This window comes from Vibrio halioticoli NBRC 102217, from assembly GCF_000496695.1.
Taxonomy (GTDB): domain Bacteria; phylum Pseudomonadota; class Gammaproteobacteria; order Enterobacterales; family Vibrionaceae; genus Vibrio; species Vibrio halioticoli.
The window spans coordinates 1-17295 of record NZ_BAUJ01000010.1; the positions used below are offsets into that span (position 1 = coordinate 1).

Below are 17295 nucleotides of genomic sequence, written 5' to 3' on the forward strand. Positions count from 1 at the left end.
AGTGTGATTGGTATCAGATATTGTTCGCTTTATATCAAACATTAAAAATCCCGTAACCTTAAGGTTTACGGGATTTATCTATTACGATGACAAGCATTATTACGTTATTGCTGAAAGCAAGCCTGTATTACGCTGCATCATCATCAACAGAGCGAACACCTGCTGGTTTTTGTGTGCGCACTTCGTCAAAATCATGGCTAAAGTGATCCACTTGTATTGCTCGATAACGCAATTTGTCGGCTTCTAACACTTTATTCACTTCTTCTTGAGTCAAAATGCCTAGCATCTTAGCTGTGCTGAGTTTTTCTTGCAGCGGCTGTTTTTTCTCAATGCGCTTATCTTTGATTGCTTGAGTGATCTTTTTCTCAATCGGCGCAACAGACAACATGGCGCTAAAGGCACGTTCCATAATTCCCACCGAATCGTCTTCTTTATCGCTGACATAACACAGTTTGGTCAAACGCTCACGATGCTCACCTTGCTCCATTAATAAACGCGCAACTTGTAAAGTGAGATCATCACTTGGCGGTGCAAAACGATTGCCTAATGGGAATATCAATCCCTTCATCACGTATTTTGCCCAACGCACAGGGAAGTTGTCATACGCTTCTTGCAAAGATTTTGCCCCCTGATACAAGCAATGCTCAACTGCATATCGTAAAAATGGCAGATCTTTCTCTTGCTCTCCTTCATCCTGATAACGTTTTAATGCCGCAGAGGCAAGATACAGATAACTTAATAAGTCGCCCAAACGTGCTGAGATTAATTCTTTTCTCTTTAACTCACCGCCTAGGGTTAACATAGCAAAATCTGAACTCACTGCTAACGCGCGACTCAAACGAGTCATATCTTTGTAATACGACTTAGTTTTTCCGGCTACCGGTGATGAGATAAACGCCGACCCTGTCAACGCCGCACCAAACGCACCTAAACTATTTTTGGTCGCATGCCCAATATGTTTAAACAATAAAGTATCAAACTTAGCGGCTGCGTTTTCTACATCAGGGTCTGATGCCAGTTCCATCTCACTTAACACATAAGGATGACATCGTGTTGCACCTTGACCAAAAATCATCAAGTTTCGAGTCAATATATTTGCGCCCTCTACGGTAATCGCGACGGGAATACCGCTATAAGGATGCGATAAATAGTTCATTGGGCCTTGTTGTATTGCGCGACCGGAGTGAATATCCATGGAATCATTTAAAATAGTACGTCCCATTTCCGTCATATGATATTTGGCAATCGCCGTCACTATGCCCGGTTTTTCACCGCTATCTAACGCAGTAGTGGTCAGTGTACGACTCGCCTCTAGAAGATAAGCTAAGCCACCAATACGACCTAAACTTTCAGCAACCCCCTCAAAGCGTCCAATCGATAAACCAAATTGTTTACGTACTAGCGAATAAGCGCCAGTGGTTTTGGCGGTTAAATGCCCAATAGATGTGCCTAATGCAGGCAATGAGATTCCGCGACCAGCAGAAAGACACTCGACCAACATGCGCCATCCTTTACCCGCGTAGTCCGCACCACCAATTAACCAGTCCATAGGAATAAACACGTTCTCGCCACGTGTGGGCCCATTCATAAACGCCAAGCCTAAAGGATCGTGACGCTCACCATTTTCAACACCGGAATGAGAAGTAGGGATTAAAGCGCAAGTAATACCTAATTCAGTGCCTTTACCTAATAGGTTCTCAGGGTCATTGAGTTTAAATGCCAAACCCAATACGGTCGCTACAGGGGCTAAAGTAATATAACGCTTGTTCCAACTCAGATTTATCCCTAATACTTTTTGCCCGTCATGCTCACCATAACAAACCGTACCTGTATCTGGGATCGCTCCCGCATCAGAGCCTGCTTCTGGCCCGGTAAGAGCGAAACATGGAATATCAGTACCTACCGCAAGTCGCGGTAACCAATAATCTTTTTGTTCTTGCGTACCATAGTGAGACAGTAATTCACCTGGGCCTAAGGAGTTTGGCACCATCACAGTCACCGCAGCACTAATACTACGAGAAGCAATTTTAGTCACCACAGTTGAATTGGCTAAAGAAGAAAATTCACGACCACCATATTGTTTAGAGATCATCAAAGAGAAGAAACGTTCTTTTTTGAGGTACTCCCAAACTTCACTCGGTAAGTCTCTGTCCTTTTGCACAATTTGATAATCATCAATCATGTCCAACAGGGTCTCAACCTGATTATCAATAAAGCTCTGCTCTTCGGCCGTCAGGGTTGGTTTTGGATAAGCGTGCAATTTTTCCCAATCGGGCGCACCTGAAAACAAATCCCCTTCCCACCAGACACTGCCCGCTTCCATGGCTTCGCGTTCGGTGTCAGATAAAGGTGGTAATACCTTTTTAAACATTTTAAATGCAGGGTCACTTACCCATTTTCTTCTGTAAGAAGTCATATCCTTTCCCTTCTCTTAATAAGACTTATTAATCCCAATCCTAGTCATTAACCGAGCATGTTAACTGGTTACAGTATTAAGATTGGTATCGCTTGCGCTCATCCCAGAGGCCAAAAACGGCACTATCTGTTCAACCATGGCTTCAATATCGGTATCAACATCAAACTCACTATTGGCAATGTCTAACAAGGCTTCACTGGAAGCCATCGTAAAGACGCAAGCACCTAACGTGAAATGCAATCGCCAAAATAACGTTTGCTGATCTAAATGTGGGTTTGCCTTACACACAGCATCACTGAATTTATCCAGTACATGCCCATAACGTGTGGTGATAAACCATCTAAGATGCCCTTGTACATCGCTATACCCGCGGCCAACTAGCAATAAAAAACGGCTAGCACCTTTATCAAACTCTTTATCGAGATTAATTAGCGGGGATTTAAGCGTGTAAAAAACATCGTACATAGACACATCATTACTTTGTTCTATACGCAACAATTCATGCTCTAACTGCGGCATAAACTCTTCCAGATATCGATTTAATACGGCTCGAATGAGGCTTTTCTTATCACCAAAATGATAATTCACTGAAGCAAGATTGACATTGGCTTGGCTAGTGATCGCGCGAAGAGAGGTATCTTTGAAGCCTTTCTGTGCAAACAAAGACTCTGCAACTTCAATAATCTTTTGTTTTGTCGCCAGTCCTGCGCCCATATCCAATCACCTGTATTAAACACTCGTTTGAATTTAACAATTAAATAACACAAGATCAACAATAAAATACAAACAGGTACGACCAGATCACTAAAGGAAATCTTAGAACGAAAAAGGGAAATAAATATCAAAAATTAAATTATTTAAAATCAGTCAGTTAACTAAATATCTCTATATCCTCGAAATAAAAATGGTTTTTTATTGAACTCTTTCTCAAACTTCCAGTCTTACTTATGTAAGCAACAAGTGAGATGAATTTACCTTGTAAACAATTTCAGTATTCATGTTGGTTACGTCCACTGTTATTTCTTTTTAACTCCTATGTTTGTATATGCCCAGTCCTTTTGATTGGGCTTTTTTTTACCTAAACAAATCGAATTCGTTGTTTTTAAACAATTGAGTCATACCACAACGCCAAAAATCAACGAGTTAAAACGAAAAAAGGAGAGCACATAGGCTCTCCTTCGTATCAATAAAATGTCAGTTTCGATTATTTAGCTTCTGCTTCAACCTGCGTGTTCATTAGCGTTTTTTTTGGAAGCGAAATGCTCAACAAGACGTAACCAACAATTGCTGCAATAGATGATCCCATCAAGATCCCTAAGCGCGCGTGAGTGTTGAAATCAGCGTTTGCACCAGTAAATGCCAGTGATGCAATAAACATCGACATGGTGAAACCTATACCACATAGCACCGATACTGCAAAGATATGGCGGAAATCAATCCCTGTCGGCAGTTTAGCAACGCCCGACTTCACCGCAAGCCAGCTGAAAGTGAAGATACCCAGTGGCTTACCTAGCAATAGACCTAATGCAATACCCATAGGTAATGTTGAACCTAGTGTAGATAATGAAATACCTTCTAAGGATACTCCGGCATTTGCAAAAGCAAAGATAGGTAAAATGAAGAACGCTGACCAAGGGTGTAGTGCATGTTCAAGGTGTTTCAAAGGAGAATGTTCGCCTTTCTTACCTTTCAATGGAATCGCAAAACCAATCACCACACCAGCTAACGTTGCATGTACACCAGATTTCAATACAGCAAACCATAAGATGGCACCGACTAGCGCATACCACTTTAGTGACGTCACTTTCTTGTGGTTGAGATAGAACAGCAAGCCAGTCATTGCAAAGCCAACCGCCAATGCCATAGTAGACAGATCGCTGCTGTAGAACAGCGCGATAATAACAACCACACCTAAGTCATCAATGATTGCCAGTGCCAATAGGAACACTTTTAGACTAACAGGAACGCGATTACCCAATAACGCCATGATACCCAGAGCAAATGCGATATCTGTTGCAGCAGGGATTGCCCATCCAGAAAGAGCCGCAGGGTCGCCCATATTGAACAGAACATAAACTAGAGCAGGTGCAACCATACCACCAACCGCTGCAATCGCAGGGAAGATAGCCGTTTCACGAGATTTTAGCGCGCCTTCTAAAAGCTCACGCTTAACTTCCAAACCAATCAGTAGGAAGAACAACGCCATTAGGCCATCGTTAACCCAGTGGCTAACAGACATACCTAAAACATAAGACTGTAGAGCGCCTTGATAAGCTTCATTAAGAGGGCTATTCGCAACGACCATAGCTAATGCAGCAGCGATCACAAGAATCACCCCACCGGCCGACTCCATCTTAAAAAAATCTTTCAACATTTGACTCATATTATAACCTTTACACTTGTGATTAGACTCACACAACTAAGTGCGGCAAAGTCTATAGTGAACAACTACTATATAAAATTCGATTGTTCAGACCTTAAAACTCGGAAATTCCGAAGTAAAATCGATGATGCTTATTATTACAGCAAAATAGGCGTATTGTGCGCTCAACATGTATCATTATGTGTATTACTACTAGTTTAGCATATTGAAAGTGACGCTATGTTGAGCGGCAAGTGTGCGTTAGCAATGTTACAAAGTTAGAGGTGGATCAAGTTTAGACTGATTCATTTGATAAGCTAAACTTATTAAAAGGGGTTAATACACTCTTTTTGCATTGCGTCCTGGATAGCCTAAGAAGAGAGCTGAACCTTTACTCAATATGAACAACACGTCATAGGAGTTATATGATTCAGCTTTCACTAAAGAAAAGTTACAAATAGAAGTGAACGACGGATGATCAGTAGCCTACCAACTGCAAATAGCCTTCAGCTTTAATATTCCCATTTGTTTGTATTCTGCCAGACCACGAAGGGATAGATAGATTGGCCCATTGATCATAACGATTACTATGAGCGGTCAAATGAATGTTGTATTTCGGTACGTTAATCACCCATTGTAGCGGCAATATTTTACCGTTACTTAGCGTGGTTGTTCCCACTGAACGTATTTCAACATCTTCATTCGTTAATGCTACATGCTGTCCATCAGGGGTATATAAATTGCCAAAACTGTACGGCTGAACTTCGTCTTGATGACGTGATTTTACCAACGAAAGTACTCGTCCATCTTGCAGCCTAAAGAGCATGTGGCTGTAGCCACTTTGTCCTTTACCAAGAATATCTGTACCCCAAATCTGGCTGAAGGAGGCTTGCCCTGCAACCTTAATATTTTTATTTCCCACCGTGATAACGCCAAATGTTCGGATATAAGGTGCGGTATAGCCATATAATGCTCTAGAAGCTAAGTCATGAGTCACTTGGTAACCGTTTTGCCCTAACGGGACATAAGGACGAATTAACTCGGTAGTGAGATTCACTTTAAATTGATCAGTGAATACCGAAATTCGACCCGGTATCGGTTGTTCAGAGAAAGAACGAATAGACCAATTATCAATAGAAAGTTGATAAGGGCGTTGTCGTATCCCCACTAAACCAATGCCACCTCTAGCAAAACGTTGATCAAGGAAAATCTGGTTTGGAGTAGTCACAATCGCTTGTGAGGTGTAAATTTGCGGCGATTCCCAACTCACACCTTGTATTTCAGACATGGCAATACGGAACAAAAACCATTGCACTAAATAAGGGTTACCCTGCTCATCTTTAACGGTTGCGATAAAACGCCAGACTTCCTGTTCGTAGGTTGGGTGCACAGTAAAATCTTGCGGAAATGACACTTTCTTATTCGGTAATACCGGCTCAAAAGTCGATTGCGCGTCTTCAGCTATCTTTTCCAATTGTTCAAGGTGAGCTTGTTTTTGACCCAGATGGTAACGGGTTATCAGTCCAGCGATCACCACTATTACCAATAAACCGGCTAACAAAAGAATAAGGCGTTTCTTAAAGACATTTCTCATTGGTTACTCTATAACGCGTCACGAAGCGACTTAATCGGAGTACGGCGTATCACTTGCAACACCGGAATGGCTCCCGCTAACATTAGTGCACTCACAGTAAGTGCCAATGTCCCTAAATAATCCCATGGCACGACATGCAGTTGCATGCTCCAACCAAATGTATTTTTCAAAATCAATTCGACCACATTACTGGCCAATACCATGCCTAAAGGAATAGCAACACACGCTGATACTAGACCAAAGGCAAACAGTTGCGCCCCTCCAACAAAGACCAACTCCTTACCCGAAACCCCAAGACAGCGCAGCAATGCAACGTTATGTAAACGTGAAGCTTCACCGGCAAGCGTGGCAAAGAAGATGCCAAATACGGCAACAATAAGCGTTAAATTACCCAGCGTGTCAGTGATGCCGAAAGTGCGATCAAAAATACGCAATGCTTGCGTATGAATAGTATGGTTATTCACCACCCTATCCGCCGGCGTACGGTAGATATCCACTAGTTTTGCTGTCAGGTTAGCGGATTGCGATTTGTCATTAAGCACCACCCCTAAGCCAACACTGCCTTGCCCGGGCAATAACAGTCGCCAACTATTTTCAGATAACAACACTTGATCATAAGGGTTACCATAATCGTAATACACCCCTACCACTCGCCACTGTTGTCCCACTGGGGCGGGAAGCGAGATATAATCCCCCACCCTAATATGGCGTTTTAAAGACATAGACTCACTGATCATGACACTGCGTGAGTGATGCAAATGGTGCCAATAATTTGGAATAGTGACTTTTTCTGATAACGAACTTTTCTCGCCATTGCTTTGACCACTGCTGACAAGGTTAATGTTACCGTCTAAGGTGGCCAGTTCTGTTTCTCTACGCTGCCATACTTCTTTCACTTCTGGTTGTTTCTCTAACCACTTAATCATTCGTGGCGCAGAGTTAGCCGTTGGATGCACGTACACATCAGCAGCCAAGCGCTGTGATAACCATTTATCAGTCGTATCTCTAAAGCTACCTACCATAGTTTCCACACCAACGTTGGCGGTAATCGCTAACATAAAGGCCATCAGAGCGACGCCACGATAGCTCATAGAAGCGGCTGCATCGGCGAAGAACCAACGCGCTTTAACCCAATGCAAACGATAAGAAAGACAAGTGAATAACTCAAAAATGATGTATGGCACCATCAAGCCAATACCAATCAGCATCAATGCCAAAATGGTAAATCCGGCGTAAATACCTTCACCAAATTGCAGAATAAATACAGCAAGGAACAGACAAATTGCCGCCAGTACTGCTTGCCAGAAGAACTCTTTTCCTGCAAAACGAATCAAAGATAGTCGCGCAGTTAAACGAATCGGTTGCGAGCGAATCAGGCGTAATAAAGGCCAAGTACAAGACAGTAACACCCCAACAAACGCCATTAACAAACTTTTCGCACTCCATGACCAGCGCCAATGAATCACTAAATCGATACTAGCGTTATAAATAGCGCCAATACTCATGGATACTGCAGGTAATAGCTTATTGGCCAGCATTAAGCCAAGTACGTTGCCCGAGATCCAACTGATGGTGACTAAAATAATCAGCTCTAATGCTAATGCTGCCATTAGTTGCCAACCTGACACCCCAATTTGGCGTAACACCCCGACTACGGTTTGTCTTTGTATAAAAGAAAGTGACATGGCTTGATAGAAAATAAATAAGCCAATCAAGAACGAAAGCATTCCCATCGCAGTAAGATTTAAGTGGAACGCTTCGGTAAGCGAAACCAATTCCGCGCGGGTGTTTTTACGTAATGTCACTCCCTTAGGAAGCATAGTGCGAATTTTATCGAGCTTATCTTGGCTCAGATTCCCACAACCAATTAATGAAAAACCAGTACCTTGGCGAAGTTTACGAGTAACCGCCATATCAACGACTAAGTTAGACCCTTTAACCAATTGCTGCTGATCAACGGCTAACGGCCCTAATACCTGTCCGTCAGAGAGCACCAGTTGTTGCCCTTCTTGCCAGCCCATGTACTTCATAAAGGTTTCATTTATCAATACAGGGTGCGGCTGTTGCATCAGCCTTAGCATTGGGTTTTCAAGAATATTACTTCTGAAGAAGACTTCTGCGGTGGCTAGGCTATCAATACCCAGCAATTGAATGTCCGCACCTTTTTTGGTTTGAGTACGATAAAGGTCGAACGGTAAACATTGACTAAAGCCTTCACGTCTAATTTGAACGTAAAAACCTTGAGGAATCGTGTTGGAGTTGTTTTTTGATTGAATGCGGTAAGGCATCGGGTTGGAAAAGAGACGCTCACCATGAGTGTACGACAGCTGTGCGTGCTGATTGATCGCCAAAACGCCGACCAATACAGAGATGCCCAGAGAGAGTCCTAGCCAAACTAAGATTATCTGCAAAGGGTGTCTTTTATAATGACCAAGTAGCGCTTTAGCTATGGGCCATAACATGCAGTTGCCCTCCTTGCAGACGCGCTGTCTTATCCATAAAAGAGGCCACTTTCTCACTGTGGGTAACCACCAGCAAGGTACAGTTAAATTCTTTGGTTAAAGAAGAAAGCAAGCGCATCACCGCTTCTGCGTTCTTTTCATCAAGGCTACCTGTTGGTTCATCGGCCAATAAAATAGAAGGTTCCATATACAGCGCACGCGCTATTGCCGCACGTTGTTGTTGACCCCCTGATAACTCTTCAGGGTATCGACCAAGCAGAGGCATAAGATCAAGCGTCGCTAAAATTTGACGCCACAGTTGACTGTTCTCGGGTAATCCCTTCAATTGACGGCAAAATCGAATGTTGTCCGCTACGTTAAGTGTGGTTAATAGGTTGTATTGTTGAAATACGTGCCCTATTTGATTGCGACGAAAACGAGTGCGATTATTTTCTTTAAAATTGTGCATGTCATATTTGTCAAACCAAATTTCGCCAGAGTCGACTCTATCTAGGCCGGCAATCAAGTTCAGCAAAGTACTTTTGCCTGCACCCGATTCTCCCATAAGAGCAATCTGTTCACCTCGGTTAATCGTAAAATTAGCACTCTGTAATACAGGATTAAATTCTCCACCGTCAACAAATCCCTTGCTAACATTTACCAGTCTCAACATTTATGATTACCTTTTAACCATTTTAAACTTATATAATTCGCGCATTTTCTATAATTTGGATTATCTTCAGTAAAATGTGATGTTCTTTTCAACAAGACCATGAAAAAGTGAGGGTTTTCTCTGATTAGTATACTCTTATCTATAGGATAGAACCAAGTAGGAATGAGAATGAAACAGAAAAAGGTATTAGTCGTTGGTGCCTCGGGTTATGTTGGATCGCAACTTGTGCCTCTATTATTGGAGCAAGGACATCAAGTCACCGCCAGCGCGCGAAACTCTACATTATTAAAATCTCGTATCAATTCTCACCCCAATCTTACATTTACGCAACTCGACTTAGCAAATAAACCGCAAACACTGCAAGTTGTTGATAATTTCGACACGGTTTTCTTCTTAGTGCATGGTATGAATCACGGCCATGATTTTTTGGATTATGAGCTTTCTTTGGCCCATCATTTTGCAGCTGCATTGACACAAAATACCATCGGCCAAGTGATCTATTTAAGTTCTTTGCAACCACAAACAGGTTACTCCGAACACCTTAACGCTCGCAAGGAAACAGGAAATATTCTGCGCAACACGCCTGTTCCTATTGTTGAGCTATGCGCTGGGGTCATTATTGGTCCGGGCTCGGCCGCTTTTGAAATCATGCGCGACTTTGTCTACAACCTACCCATTCTTATTACCCCCAAATGGGTCGACTCCAAAGCCAATCCTATCGCTTTGCAAAATCTTAATCATTATCTGCTGTCACTGGTGCAAGAAGCGGCCAGTGATAATCAATCCTATGAAGTGGGCGGCCCTGATACCTTAAGCTATCGACAACAATTTAAAGTATTGTGCCACGCTACCCACAATCGCTATCGCTTACTGGCGACTCCCCTGCTGACTCCGTCAATGGCATCTCGCTGGCTTGGCATGGTGACGTCTGTCCCAAGTAATGTTGGACGAGCACTGCTTGCTGGGCTCAGTCATGACTTTGTGGCCGACTCGCAAGCAATACGTGTGCGCTTTCCACAACATTTATACTCTTATCAAGAAATGATTAATCACACCTTAAGCCGCGAAGACGAATTTGCGCGTGGCAAAGTGTGGGGCTTTGATCCCGGCGCTCTGCAGCGTTGGCAACCTGGATATGGGTATTATCCCAAGCAGGCTGGCGCGAGCATTAAAACCGACAAAACTGCCGAAGAGTTATGGCAGATCGTCACTCAACTAGGCAGCCCACAACAAGGGTATTTCTTTGCTAATATTCTCTGGCGAACTCGTGAGTGGTTAGATGTGTTTTTTGGCGGAGGTCGTCCAAAACGCCAAGCGCCAGAAGGCCCTACATTAAAATTGGGCGATCACATTGATTCTTGGAAAGTAATACGCATCAAAGATCAGCAGTTTCTGTCGTTACTGTTTGGCATGAAAGGCCCAGGATTAGGACGACTTGAATGCACCATCATTGATCATGGCGATTATAGAGAGTTGGATGTACGGGCTTGGTGGCATCCTAAAGGATTTTTAGGGCTGCTTTATTGGTACGCTATGTTTCCTGCGCATCTTTTTATCTTTAAAGGTATGGTGAAAGCCATTTGCCGAAAGGCGTAACCCGGTGACAACAAATATCAGCATAGCTTGTACAAACTATGCTGATATTTCAGCTGCTTAAGACTGAGCTTGAGCTTGATATTCAGCTAAGGTAAATCCAAGGGGGATTTCCGCCAGTATCGGGCCCTGATTACTTGGGTAAATCAGGTACTCTCCGTGATATTTCACTTTCGATTTATAGTCCGTTTGCTTGTGCAGCATCATGCCACACTGCAATGCCTTTTCGATGAACTGGGTGTGATTACCACGCACATAAAAACTCATCGGGCGCATGAGCTCCTCACCGCCATCAAAACATGACTCACACTGATCCGCGCACAGCACAAATGAGCTTTCGCCGTCAGTAAATACCTGACTCTTTGCCGATTCAGTTAAATCATATTCGTTGGTCACGCTCCAACCGGCCTCTTCCATCACATCCATCAATTGCTCGATTTGCTTATCTAGCACAGGCTTGACGGTTTTATCTTTACCAAAGAAGATGCCATAAAATTCAGACAAGGTTTGAAAACGTTGATAGAGCGCCGTCTTACTGCCTTGACTGCGACCAAGCTTTTGCCACGCAATCAGATCTTTTGCCATTAAAGTCGCAAAACGCTTTTCTTTGATACTTTTAGTAATCCAGCGCAATAAAAAGTTAGTGTTGCTGACCGGCGTATCGGCTAATTTTCCAGATTGATGCTCTTGGTGGATGTCCAATAACGCAATATCTACAAGCTCTAACATTTGCTCTGCGTAGCTTCTCACTGTTTTACTTCTCCATATACTTTATAAATCACGATGGACGCGACGGCGCACAGTCCCATCATAGTCAACATTGGCCAACTCTTCTCGCCCGGTAACAAAGTGACGATAAAACTGATCAATCCGCCCAAACCAAAACGTAAAGTGCCTGCCATAGATGATGTTGTGCCTGCCATATTTGGGTATTTGTTTAGTAGCAATGCCATACCATTACTGCCAATTGTGGAGATGGTTCCGACATAAAACATCACACAAGGCACAATGAAAGCCAACCCAAGGTCGGCAATCCAACACACTACTAAGCCTAGCCCGGCAAGCAACTGAATGGTCAAACCAAACATGATCATCTTGTTAGAACCGTACTTTTTAACCACTTTGCCGTTTAACGTTGTAAACAGCACTAAAGTCAAAATGTTCAAACCAAATAAATAGCCAAAATCTTGCGGGGCAACGCCGTAGATATCAATATAGACAAACGAACCTGCGGTTAAAAATACAAACATGCCCGAAAACGAGAATGCGCCACACATGATAAGCCCCATGGCTTGGCGGTTTCTTAGCAGTTGTGCGTAGTTTCGTAACGAGGTGCGTAAACGAAACACTTGCCGATTTTCTTTGGCTAACGTCTCAGGGATCTTAATACTGATTGCAATTAACATAATGGCGGCGTAAATAGCCAAAATAGCAAATACCGCTCTCCAGCCCATTAATACCGAAACATGACCGCCAATTAACGGTGCCACCAAAGGTGCAACGGTCATGATTAAGGTAATAAACGACATAGTTCGAGCAAAGTCTTCCGCTTCAAACATATCTCGAACCACCGCTTGAATAACCAAAGCGGCGGCCGCACCAGCAAAGCCTTGTAACAAACGCACCCAAATCAAGACTTCAATTGATTGGGTAAAGGTGCAGGCAATCGCACCGAGTAAAAATAGACCTACACCACCGAGTAATACAGGTTTACGACCAATACTATCGGCTAACGGGCCATAAAATAGCTGGCCAATTGCAAAGCCCAGAGTGTAGATAGTAAGCGTGATTTGTACATCACCCAGCATAACGCCAAAGTCATCCGCAATAGCGGGCATGGCAGGTAAGTACATATCGATTGCCAGAGGCGTTAATGCTGATATCGCCCCTAACACCAGAAACATAGTGAAACTTAGCTGAACCGCTGACTGTTTTGTCATCATGCTTATCCTGCTGACTTATCAAAAATGGAGTTGATTTCCTGCTCTGTTAAGTCGCGATATTCACCCAGTTCTAAATTTTCATCTAACGTAATGTTACCAATACGCTCACGATGCAGGCCCACTACTTTATTGCCTAAAGCCGCAAACATGCGCTTCACTTGGTGGTACTTACCTTCATGTATAGTCAACAACACTTCATTTTCTGCTACGACTTCCATTTGCGCAGGTAGCGTTGGCTCGCGCTCATTGCGCAGTAAAATACCTTCGGCAATTTTTGATTGATAATCATCTTGAACAGGATCGGCAAGCCAAACACGGTAGGTTTTATCACATTTGTGTTTTGGCGAAGTAATGCGATGCGACCACTGTCCGTCATCGGTAATCAGCAATAGCCCTGTGGTATCCACATCTAAACGTCCAGCAAAATGCAAATCTTCATAGCGAACTTCGTCAATAAGAACAAACACTGTGTGATTAAAACCATCTTCATGGGAGCAAACTACGCCCTCTGGTTTATTCATCATTAAATAGCGAGGGCCGCGCAAAACAATGGGACGCTCTTGCCACGCCACGGTTTGGCCTTCTTTAACCTTTACCGAACCTGACTTGATCATCGCATCATCAAGCGTCACAGCGCCGCTTTTTAACAGTTTAGTCGCTTCTTTGCGGCTAATACCTAATCCATCACACAAGTATTTATCTATACGCATTTTTACCTAGGAGTCGTTATTTGAGTTGAGATTACACTCAATGCAACATAATACGTTGTCGTCGATTACGCTTGTTTGCGGTAAAAGAGAAAAGTTACACTGAGGAGGGATATTCCTTTTATAGGAAGTCCGTTAGTATACCTGTTTTGCACAGCTCAAACTTCAATTTTTTAGGAAAGACCCTCTTTTTATGTACCAACTTAGGCCCTACCAAGCGGATTCAGTTAAAGCCGTTGTACACTATTTTCGCAAGCGCAGTGAACCTGCAGTGATTGTACTGCCTACGGGAGCGGGTAAAAGCTTAGTGATTGCAGAACTGGCAAGACTGGCTCGCGGTAAGGTACTGGTCATGGCTCACGTTAAAGAACTCGTTGAGCAAAACCACGCTAAATATGAAAGCTACGGGCTGACAGGGGCCATTTTTGCAGCAGGATTAGGTCGTAAAGAGACAGAGCAACAAGTTGTCTTTGCCTCGGTTCAATCGGTCGCCAGAAATCTAGAGGCCTTTAATGAACCCTTCTCACTGTTGGTTATTGATGAATGTCACCGAGTACCTGAAGATAAAAACAGCAGCTATCAAAAAGTCATCAGCCATTTACAATCGCTTAATCCAAACTTAAAAATATTGGGGCTTACCGCCACGCCTTATCGCTTAGGATTAGGCTGGATTTATCAATATCACACTCGAGGACAAGTGCGCTCGGAAGAGCCGCGCTTTTTTAGAGACTGCGTGTTTGAGTTGCCTATTCGTTACTTGCTCGACCAAGAGTTTTTAACCCCCGCTAAAATTATTGATGCGCCGCTGTTTAGTTACGATTTTTCAGAAATATCCCCTACGCATATGGGTCGATATCGCGAATCGGATATGGATTTAGTCATAGAAAAATCCAAACGGGCTACCCCGCAGATACTCAATCAAATTATGACTTTAGGCAACAAACGCAAAGGCATCATGATTTTCGCGGCAACCGTAAAACACGCGCAAGAGGTGTTTTCATTATTACCGCAAGGGGACGCCGCCATAGTGATTGGTGATACCCATACCAAAGAGCGCGATCGCATCATCGACGAGTTCAAACAGCAAAAGTTTAAATATTTGGTCAATGTTTCAGTGCTCACCACAGGCTTTGATGCGCCGCACGTCGATTTAATTGCGGTGCTTCGTCCAACCGAATCCATCAGTTTATATCAACAAATCATAGGTCGAGGTTTACGTTTATCGGAAGGAAAAACTGAATGTTTGGTGTTGGAATATGCGGGCAACTGTTATGACCTATATCAACCCGAAGTCGGCGCTCCTAAGCCCGACCCTGATAGTGAAATCGTCACTGTGCCCTGTCCTGCTTGCGGTTTTAATAATAACTTTTGGGGTAAAACTGCGGATAATGGCTTTGTCATCGAGCACTATGGCAGAAAGTGCCAAGGGTATTTTGAAGATGAAGATGGCGAGCGAGAACACTGTGATTACCGCTTTCGAGCCAAGTATTGCCGCGAATGTGGCGCAGACAATGATATTGCGGCCCGAATCTGCCATGAGTGTGAAGCGGTATTGGTCGACCCTGATAAAAAGTTAAAAGAAGCATTAAGCTTAAAAGATGCACTGGTTTTTGAATGTACCGACCTGCAATTTGCGGTGGCAAAAGACAATAAAGGTAAGAATTATCTGAAAGTGGCTTACCTTGGGGAAAGTGGTAATAAGGTCAGCACTTTTTATTATCTTAATACCCCAGCGCAAAAGAAAAGCTTTCACGCTCGTTTTGTAAAATTGCATTTAGCAGACAAGCATCATCCGTTTGAAGGATTATCCCCTACCAAGGTCGTTAATCAGCAACATCGCTTTAAATTACCCAAATTTGTTATTGCTCGAAAAGACGGCCGTTTTTGGAAACTCAGAGATGTGATCTTTGACAATGAGTTTTCTGTGTAACTATTAGCGACGATTCTGCTAAAATACGCACGCAGACTATTGCTCATAGACCTATAGAGTGGTAGTATCCGCGCTCGTTTTAACGATTTCTCGTTATTAAACGAACGTCATCAATACTAGGTCGCTAAGTGATTGATGAAAATCCTTTTTATTTTACTAATTTGAGAGTAAATACTATGAAATTTGAAGCAGTAGTACGTACTGAACTAGGTAAGGGTGCGAGCCGCCGCCTACGTCACGCTGGCCAATTCCCAGCAATCGTTTACGGTGGTGAAGCAGCGCCAGTATCTATCGCGCTAGTTCATTCTGACGTAATCAACCAAATGGACAAACCAGAATTCTACGAAGAAATCACTCTTGTGATCGACGGCGCAGAAGTTAAGGTTAAGCCACAAGACGTTCAACGTCACGCGTTCAAGCCAAAAGTTGAGCACATGGACTTCATCCGCATCTAATTCCCTACCAAGGAATTAATCGGATAACATCCAACCTTTTGCGTATACCAAGAACTCGGTCTTACCAACTGTAGATTCTTAAAAATTAGAAAGCCCGATTGCTACCAACAATCGGGCTTTCGCTATTTTGTTTACTTGGTTTTGCTAACTTAAACCGAAGAAACACCAACTTTAAGTCAGAATAATGCCCTCTGCTGACTCTGCTCAGCCTCTTCTAGCGCATTCGCCGCTGAACTATTCTTCTTCACTTTACGCAAATATCGTTGCCGACATAATCGAATCACATGCTTTTTCTGGGCGCAAGACAGCGTCTGCCAAGCAAAGCGCTCATCCCTGTTGCGCATACACCCCCGACAATACCCTTTATCGTCCGAGCTACACACGCCAATACAAGGGCTAGGGACATCAAAAAAGTCTAACTGCTCCATTTTGTCTCCCTCATTCTGCCCAATCGATGTATTAGTATTTATCAAAGCCAAACATTATTCAAACCATGCCACTGAAACTTATCACCTATTACTGACATGCTTTCTGTTATTTGTTATACACTTAAAATAACTTATTCACCCTTTTGGAGCCAATTAATGTACAAAAAAGCAGTCGCTATTTCTTCAGCGCTACTCATCTCTGCATGTTCAACAATGGGAAGCAATGAATCAGCAACATCGGATAATTCAGACGCAAAAATGACGTCAACTGCACCAACAAACATTCAAGTCAGCGAAAGCACCCTACAACATCATCATTGGGTACTCACTAAAATAGACGGCAAGCCATTGCGAGTCGATGAGCACTTCAGTGCGCCAACGCTCGAGATAGGAGAAAAAATGGCTGCCAACGGCACCGCTGGCTGCAATAACTTTTTTGGCCAAAGTGAACTCGATGGCAATAATTTCCGCATTGAGCAAATCGGCGCCACAATGAAAATGTGCCCAGACAACATTATGCTTACTGAGATGTTATACCTAAAATCTCTTACACAATGGAACAAACTGACCTTAACCGAGAAAGAAATAGAGCTAAAAAATCCAGAGCATACCTTAACGTTTACGCTCAAAGATTGGGTTAATTAATTACTTTAGTGAAGAATCGCACTTGGTAGAGAGTCGCATTCATTATGTCATATTGAATGCGACTCTCTTTCATTCTCACACCAAAGATCTCACCGCTATAGACACATA

14 protein-coding genes are annotated in these 17295 nt (G+C 43.1%); 4 read left to right on the plus strand and 10 right to left on the minus strand.

Going from position 1 to position 17295, the window contains the following annotated elements; translation table 11 throughout:
• Window positions 1-127: 127 nt before the first annotated feature.
• From VHA01S_RS04460 to VHA01S_RS04485, 6 genes are all read right to left on the minus strand, one after another.
• A complete protein-coding gene (locus tag VHA01S_RS04460) occupies window positions 128-2416 on the minus strand; it encodes an acyl-CoA dehydrogenase (RefSeq protein ID WP_023403159.1) in 2289 nt (762 codons plus the stop codon).
• A gap of 60 nt (window positions 2417-2476) precedes the next feature.
• Complete coding sequence (psrA, locus tag VHA01S_RS04465) at window positions 2477-3130, minus strand: TetR family transcriptional repressor PsrA (protein WP_023403160.1); 654 nt, start codon at window positions 3128-3130, stop codon at window positions 2477-2479.
• A gap of 490 nt (window positions 3131-3620) precedes the next feature.
• Window positions 3621-4799, minus strand: coding sequence for a Na+/H+ antiporter NhaA (nhaA, locus tag VHA01S_RS04470; RefSeq protein ID WP_039970153.1), 1179 nt, complete (start codon window positions 4797-4799; stop codon window positions 3621-3623).
• Window positions 4800-5256: 457 nt separating this feature from the next.
• The gene (locus VHA01S_RS04475; protein WP_023403162.1) at window positions 5257-6372 is read right to left on the minus strand and encodes a lipocalin-like domain-containing protein; all 1116 of its coding nucleotides are present in this window, start codon (window positions 6370-6372) and stop codon (window positions 5257-5259) included.
• Window positions 6373-6380: 8 nt separating this feature from the next.
• Complete coding sequence (locus tag VHA01S_RS04480) at window positions 6381-8834, minus strand: ABC transporter permease (RefSeq protein ID WP_023403163.1); 2454 nt, start codon at window positions 8832-8834, stop codon at window positions 6381-6383.
• A complete protein-coding gene (locus VHA01S_RS04485) occupies window positions 8815-9486 on the minus strand; it encodes an ABC transporter ATP-binding protein (protein ID WP_023403164.1) in 672 nt (223 codons plus the stop codon). Before VHA01S_RS04485 ends, VHA01S_RS04480 begins: the two co-directional genes overlap by 20 nt.
• Window positions 9487-9654: 168 nt before the next feature.
• Between VHA01S_RS04485 and VHA01S_RS04490 the strand changes: the two genes are divergently transcribed.
• Entirely contained in the window at window positions 9655-11082 is a 1428-nt protein-coding gene (locus VHA01S_RS04490; RefSeq protein ID WP_023403165.1) for a DUF2867 domain-containing protein, read from the plus strand.
• A gap of 57 nt (window positions 11083-11139) precedes the next feature.
• Here the strand turns inward: VHA01S_RS04490 and VHA01S_RS04495 are convergent, their stop codons facing one another.
• The 3 genes from VHA01S_RS04495 to rsuA are packed head-to-tail and all read right to left on the minus strand — an operon-like array spanning window position 11140 to window position 13732.
• Window positions 11140-11829, minus strand: a complete 690-nt coding sequence (locus tag VHA01S_RS04495) for a DUF2913 family protein (RefSeq protein ID WP_023403166.1) — start codon at window positions 11827-11829, stop codon at window positions 11140-11142.
• Window positions 11826-13019: a Bcr/CflA family multidrug efflux MFS transporter gene (locus VHA01S_RS04500; protein WP_039970173.1), complete on the minus strand. Its 1194-nt coding sequence runs from the start codon at window positions 13017-13019 to the stop codon at window positions 11826-11828. The genes VHA01S_RS04495 and VHA01S_RS04500 overlap by 4 nt, the downstream gene beginning before the upstream one ends.
• Window positions 13020-13024: 5 nt before the next feature.
• Window positions 13025-13732, minus strand: a complete 708-nt coding sequence (rsuA, locus tag VHA01S_RS04505; RefSeq protein ID WP_023403168.1) for a 16S rRNA pseudouridine(516) synthase RsuA — start codon at window positions 13730-13732, stop codon at window positions 13025-13027.
• Window positions 13733-13922: 190 nt separating this feature from the next.
• Here rsuA and radD point away from each other — a divergent pair, with 190 nt between their 5' ends.
• A complete protein-coding gene (gene radD / locus VHA01S_RS04510) occupies window positions 13923-15659 on the plus strand; it encodes a DNA repair helicase RadD (RefSeq protein ID WP_023403169.1) in 1737 nt (578 codons plus the stop codon).
• A gap of 176 nt (window positions 15660-15835) precedes the next feature.
• Window positions 15836-16114, plus strand: a complete 279-nt coding sequence (gene rplY, locus VHA01S_RS04515; protein ID WP_021712865.1) for a 50S ribosomal protein L25 — start codon at window positions 15836-15838, stop codon at window positions 16112-16114.
• Window positions 16115-16290: 176 nt separating this feature from the next.
• Here the strand turns inward: rplY and VHA01S_RS04520 are convergent, their stop codons facing one another.
• Window positions 16291-16542 carry a DUF1289 domain-containing protein gene (locus VHA01S_RS04520; protein WP_023403170.1) on the minus strand — a complete coding sequence of 84 codons (252 nt, stop codon included), beginning with the start codon at window positions 16540-16542 and terminating at the stop codon, window positions 16291-16293.
• 156 nt (window positions 16543-16698) lie between these two features.
• Here VHA01S_RS04520 and VHA01S_RS04525 point away from each other — a divergent pair, with 156 nt between their 5' ends.
• Entirely contained in the window at window positions 16699-17187 is a 489-nt protein-coding gene (locus VHA01S_RS04525; protein ID WP_039970157.1) for an META domain-containing protein, read from the plus strand.
• The last annotated feature ends 108 nt before the right edge of the window (window positions 17188-17295 follow it).

Excerpts from the sequence above, each read along its gene's own strand:
- VHA01S_RS04490 (WP_023403165.1), top strand. The coding sequence starts at position 9,655 with ATGAAACAGAAAAAGGTATTAGTCGTTGGTGCCTCGGGTTATGTTGGA.
- VHA01S_RS04500 (WP_039970173.1), bottom strand. The coding sequence starts at position 13,019 with ATGACAAAACAGTCAGCGGTTCAGCTAAGTTTCACTATGTTTCTGGTG.
- VHA01S_RS04475 (WP_023403162.1), bottom strand. The coding sequence starts at position 6,372 with ATGAGAAATGTCTTTAAGAAACGCCTTATTCTTTTGTTAGCCGGTTTA.
- VHA01S_RS04460 (WP_023403159.1), bottom strand. The coding sequence starts at position 2,416 with ATGACTTCTTACAGAAGAAAATGGGTAAGTGACCCTGCATTTAAAATG.
- rsuA (WP_023403168.1), bottom strand. The coding sequence starts at position 13,732 with ATGCGTATAGATAAATACTTGTGTGATGGATTAGGTATTAGCCGCAAA.
- VHA01S_RS04525 (WP_039970157.1), top strand. The coding sequence starts at position 16,699 with ATGTACAAAAAAGCAGTCGCTATTTCTTCAGCGCTACTCATCTCTGCA.
- psrA (WP_023403160.1), bottom strand. The coding sequence starts at position 3,130 with ATGGGCGCAGGACTGGCGACAAAACAAAAGATTATTGAAGTTGCAGAG.
- VHA01S_RS04485 (WP_023403164.1), bottom strand. The coding sequence starts at position 9,486 with ATGTTGAGACTGGTAAATGTTAGCAAGGGATTTGTTGACGGTGGAGAA.
- VHA01S_RS04480 (WP_023403163.1), bottom strand. The coding sequence starts at position 8,834 with ATGTTATGGCCCATAGCTAAAGCGCTACTTGGTCATTATAAAAGACAC.
- VHA01S_RS04520 (WP_023403170.1), bottom strand. The coding sequence starts at position 16,542 with ATGGAGCAGTTAGACTTTTTTGATGTCCCTAGCCCTTGTATTGGCGTG.
- radD (WP_023403169.1), top strand. The coding sequence starts at position 13,923 with ATGTACCAACTTAGGCCCTACCAAGCGGATTCAGTTAAAGCCGTTGTA.
- rplY (WP_021712865.1), top strand. The coding sequence starts at position 15,836 with ATGAAATTTGAAGCAGTAGTACGTACTGAACTAGGTAAGGGTGCGAGC.
- nhaA (WP_039970153.1), bottom strand. The coding sequence starts at position 4,799 with ATGAGTCAAATGTTGAAAGATTTTTTTAAGATGGAGTCGGCCGGTGGG.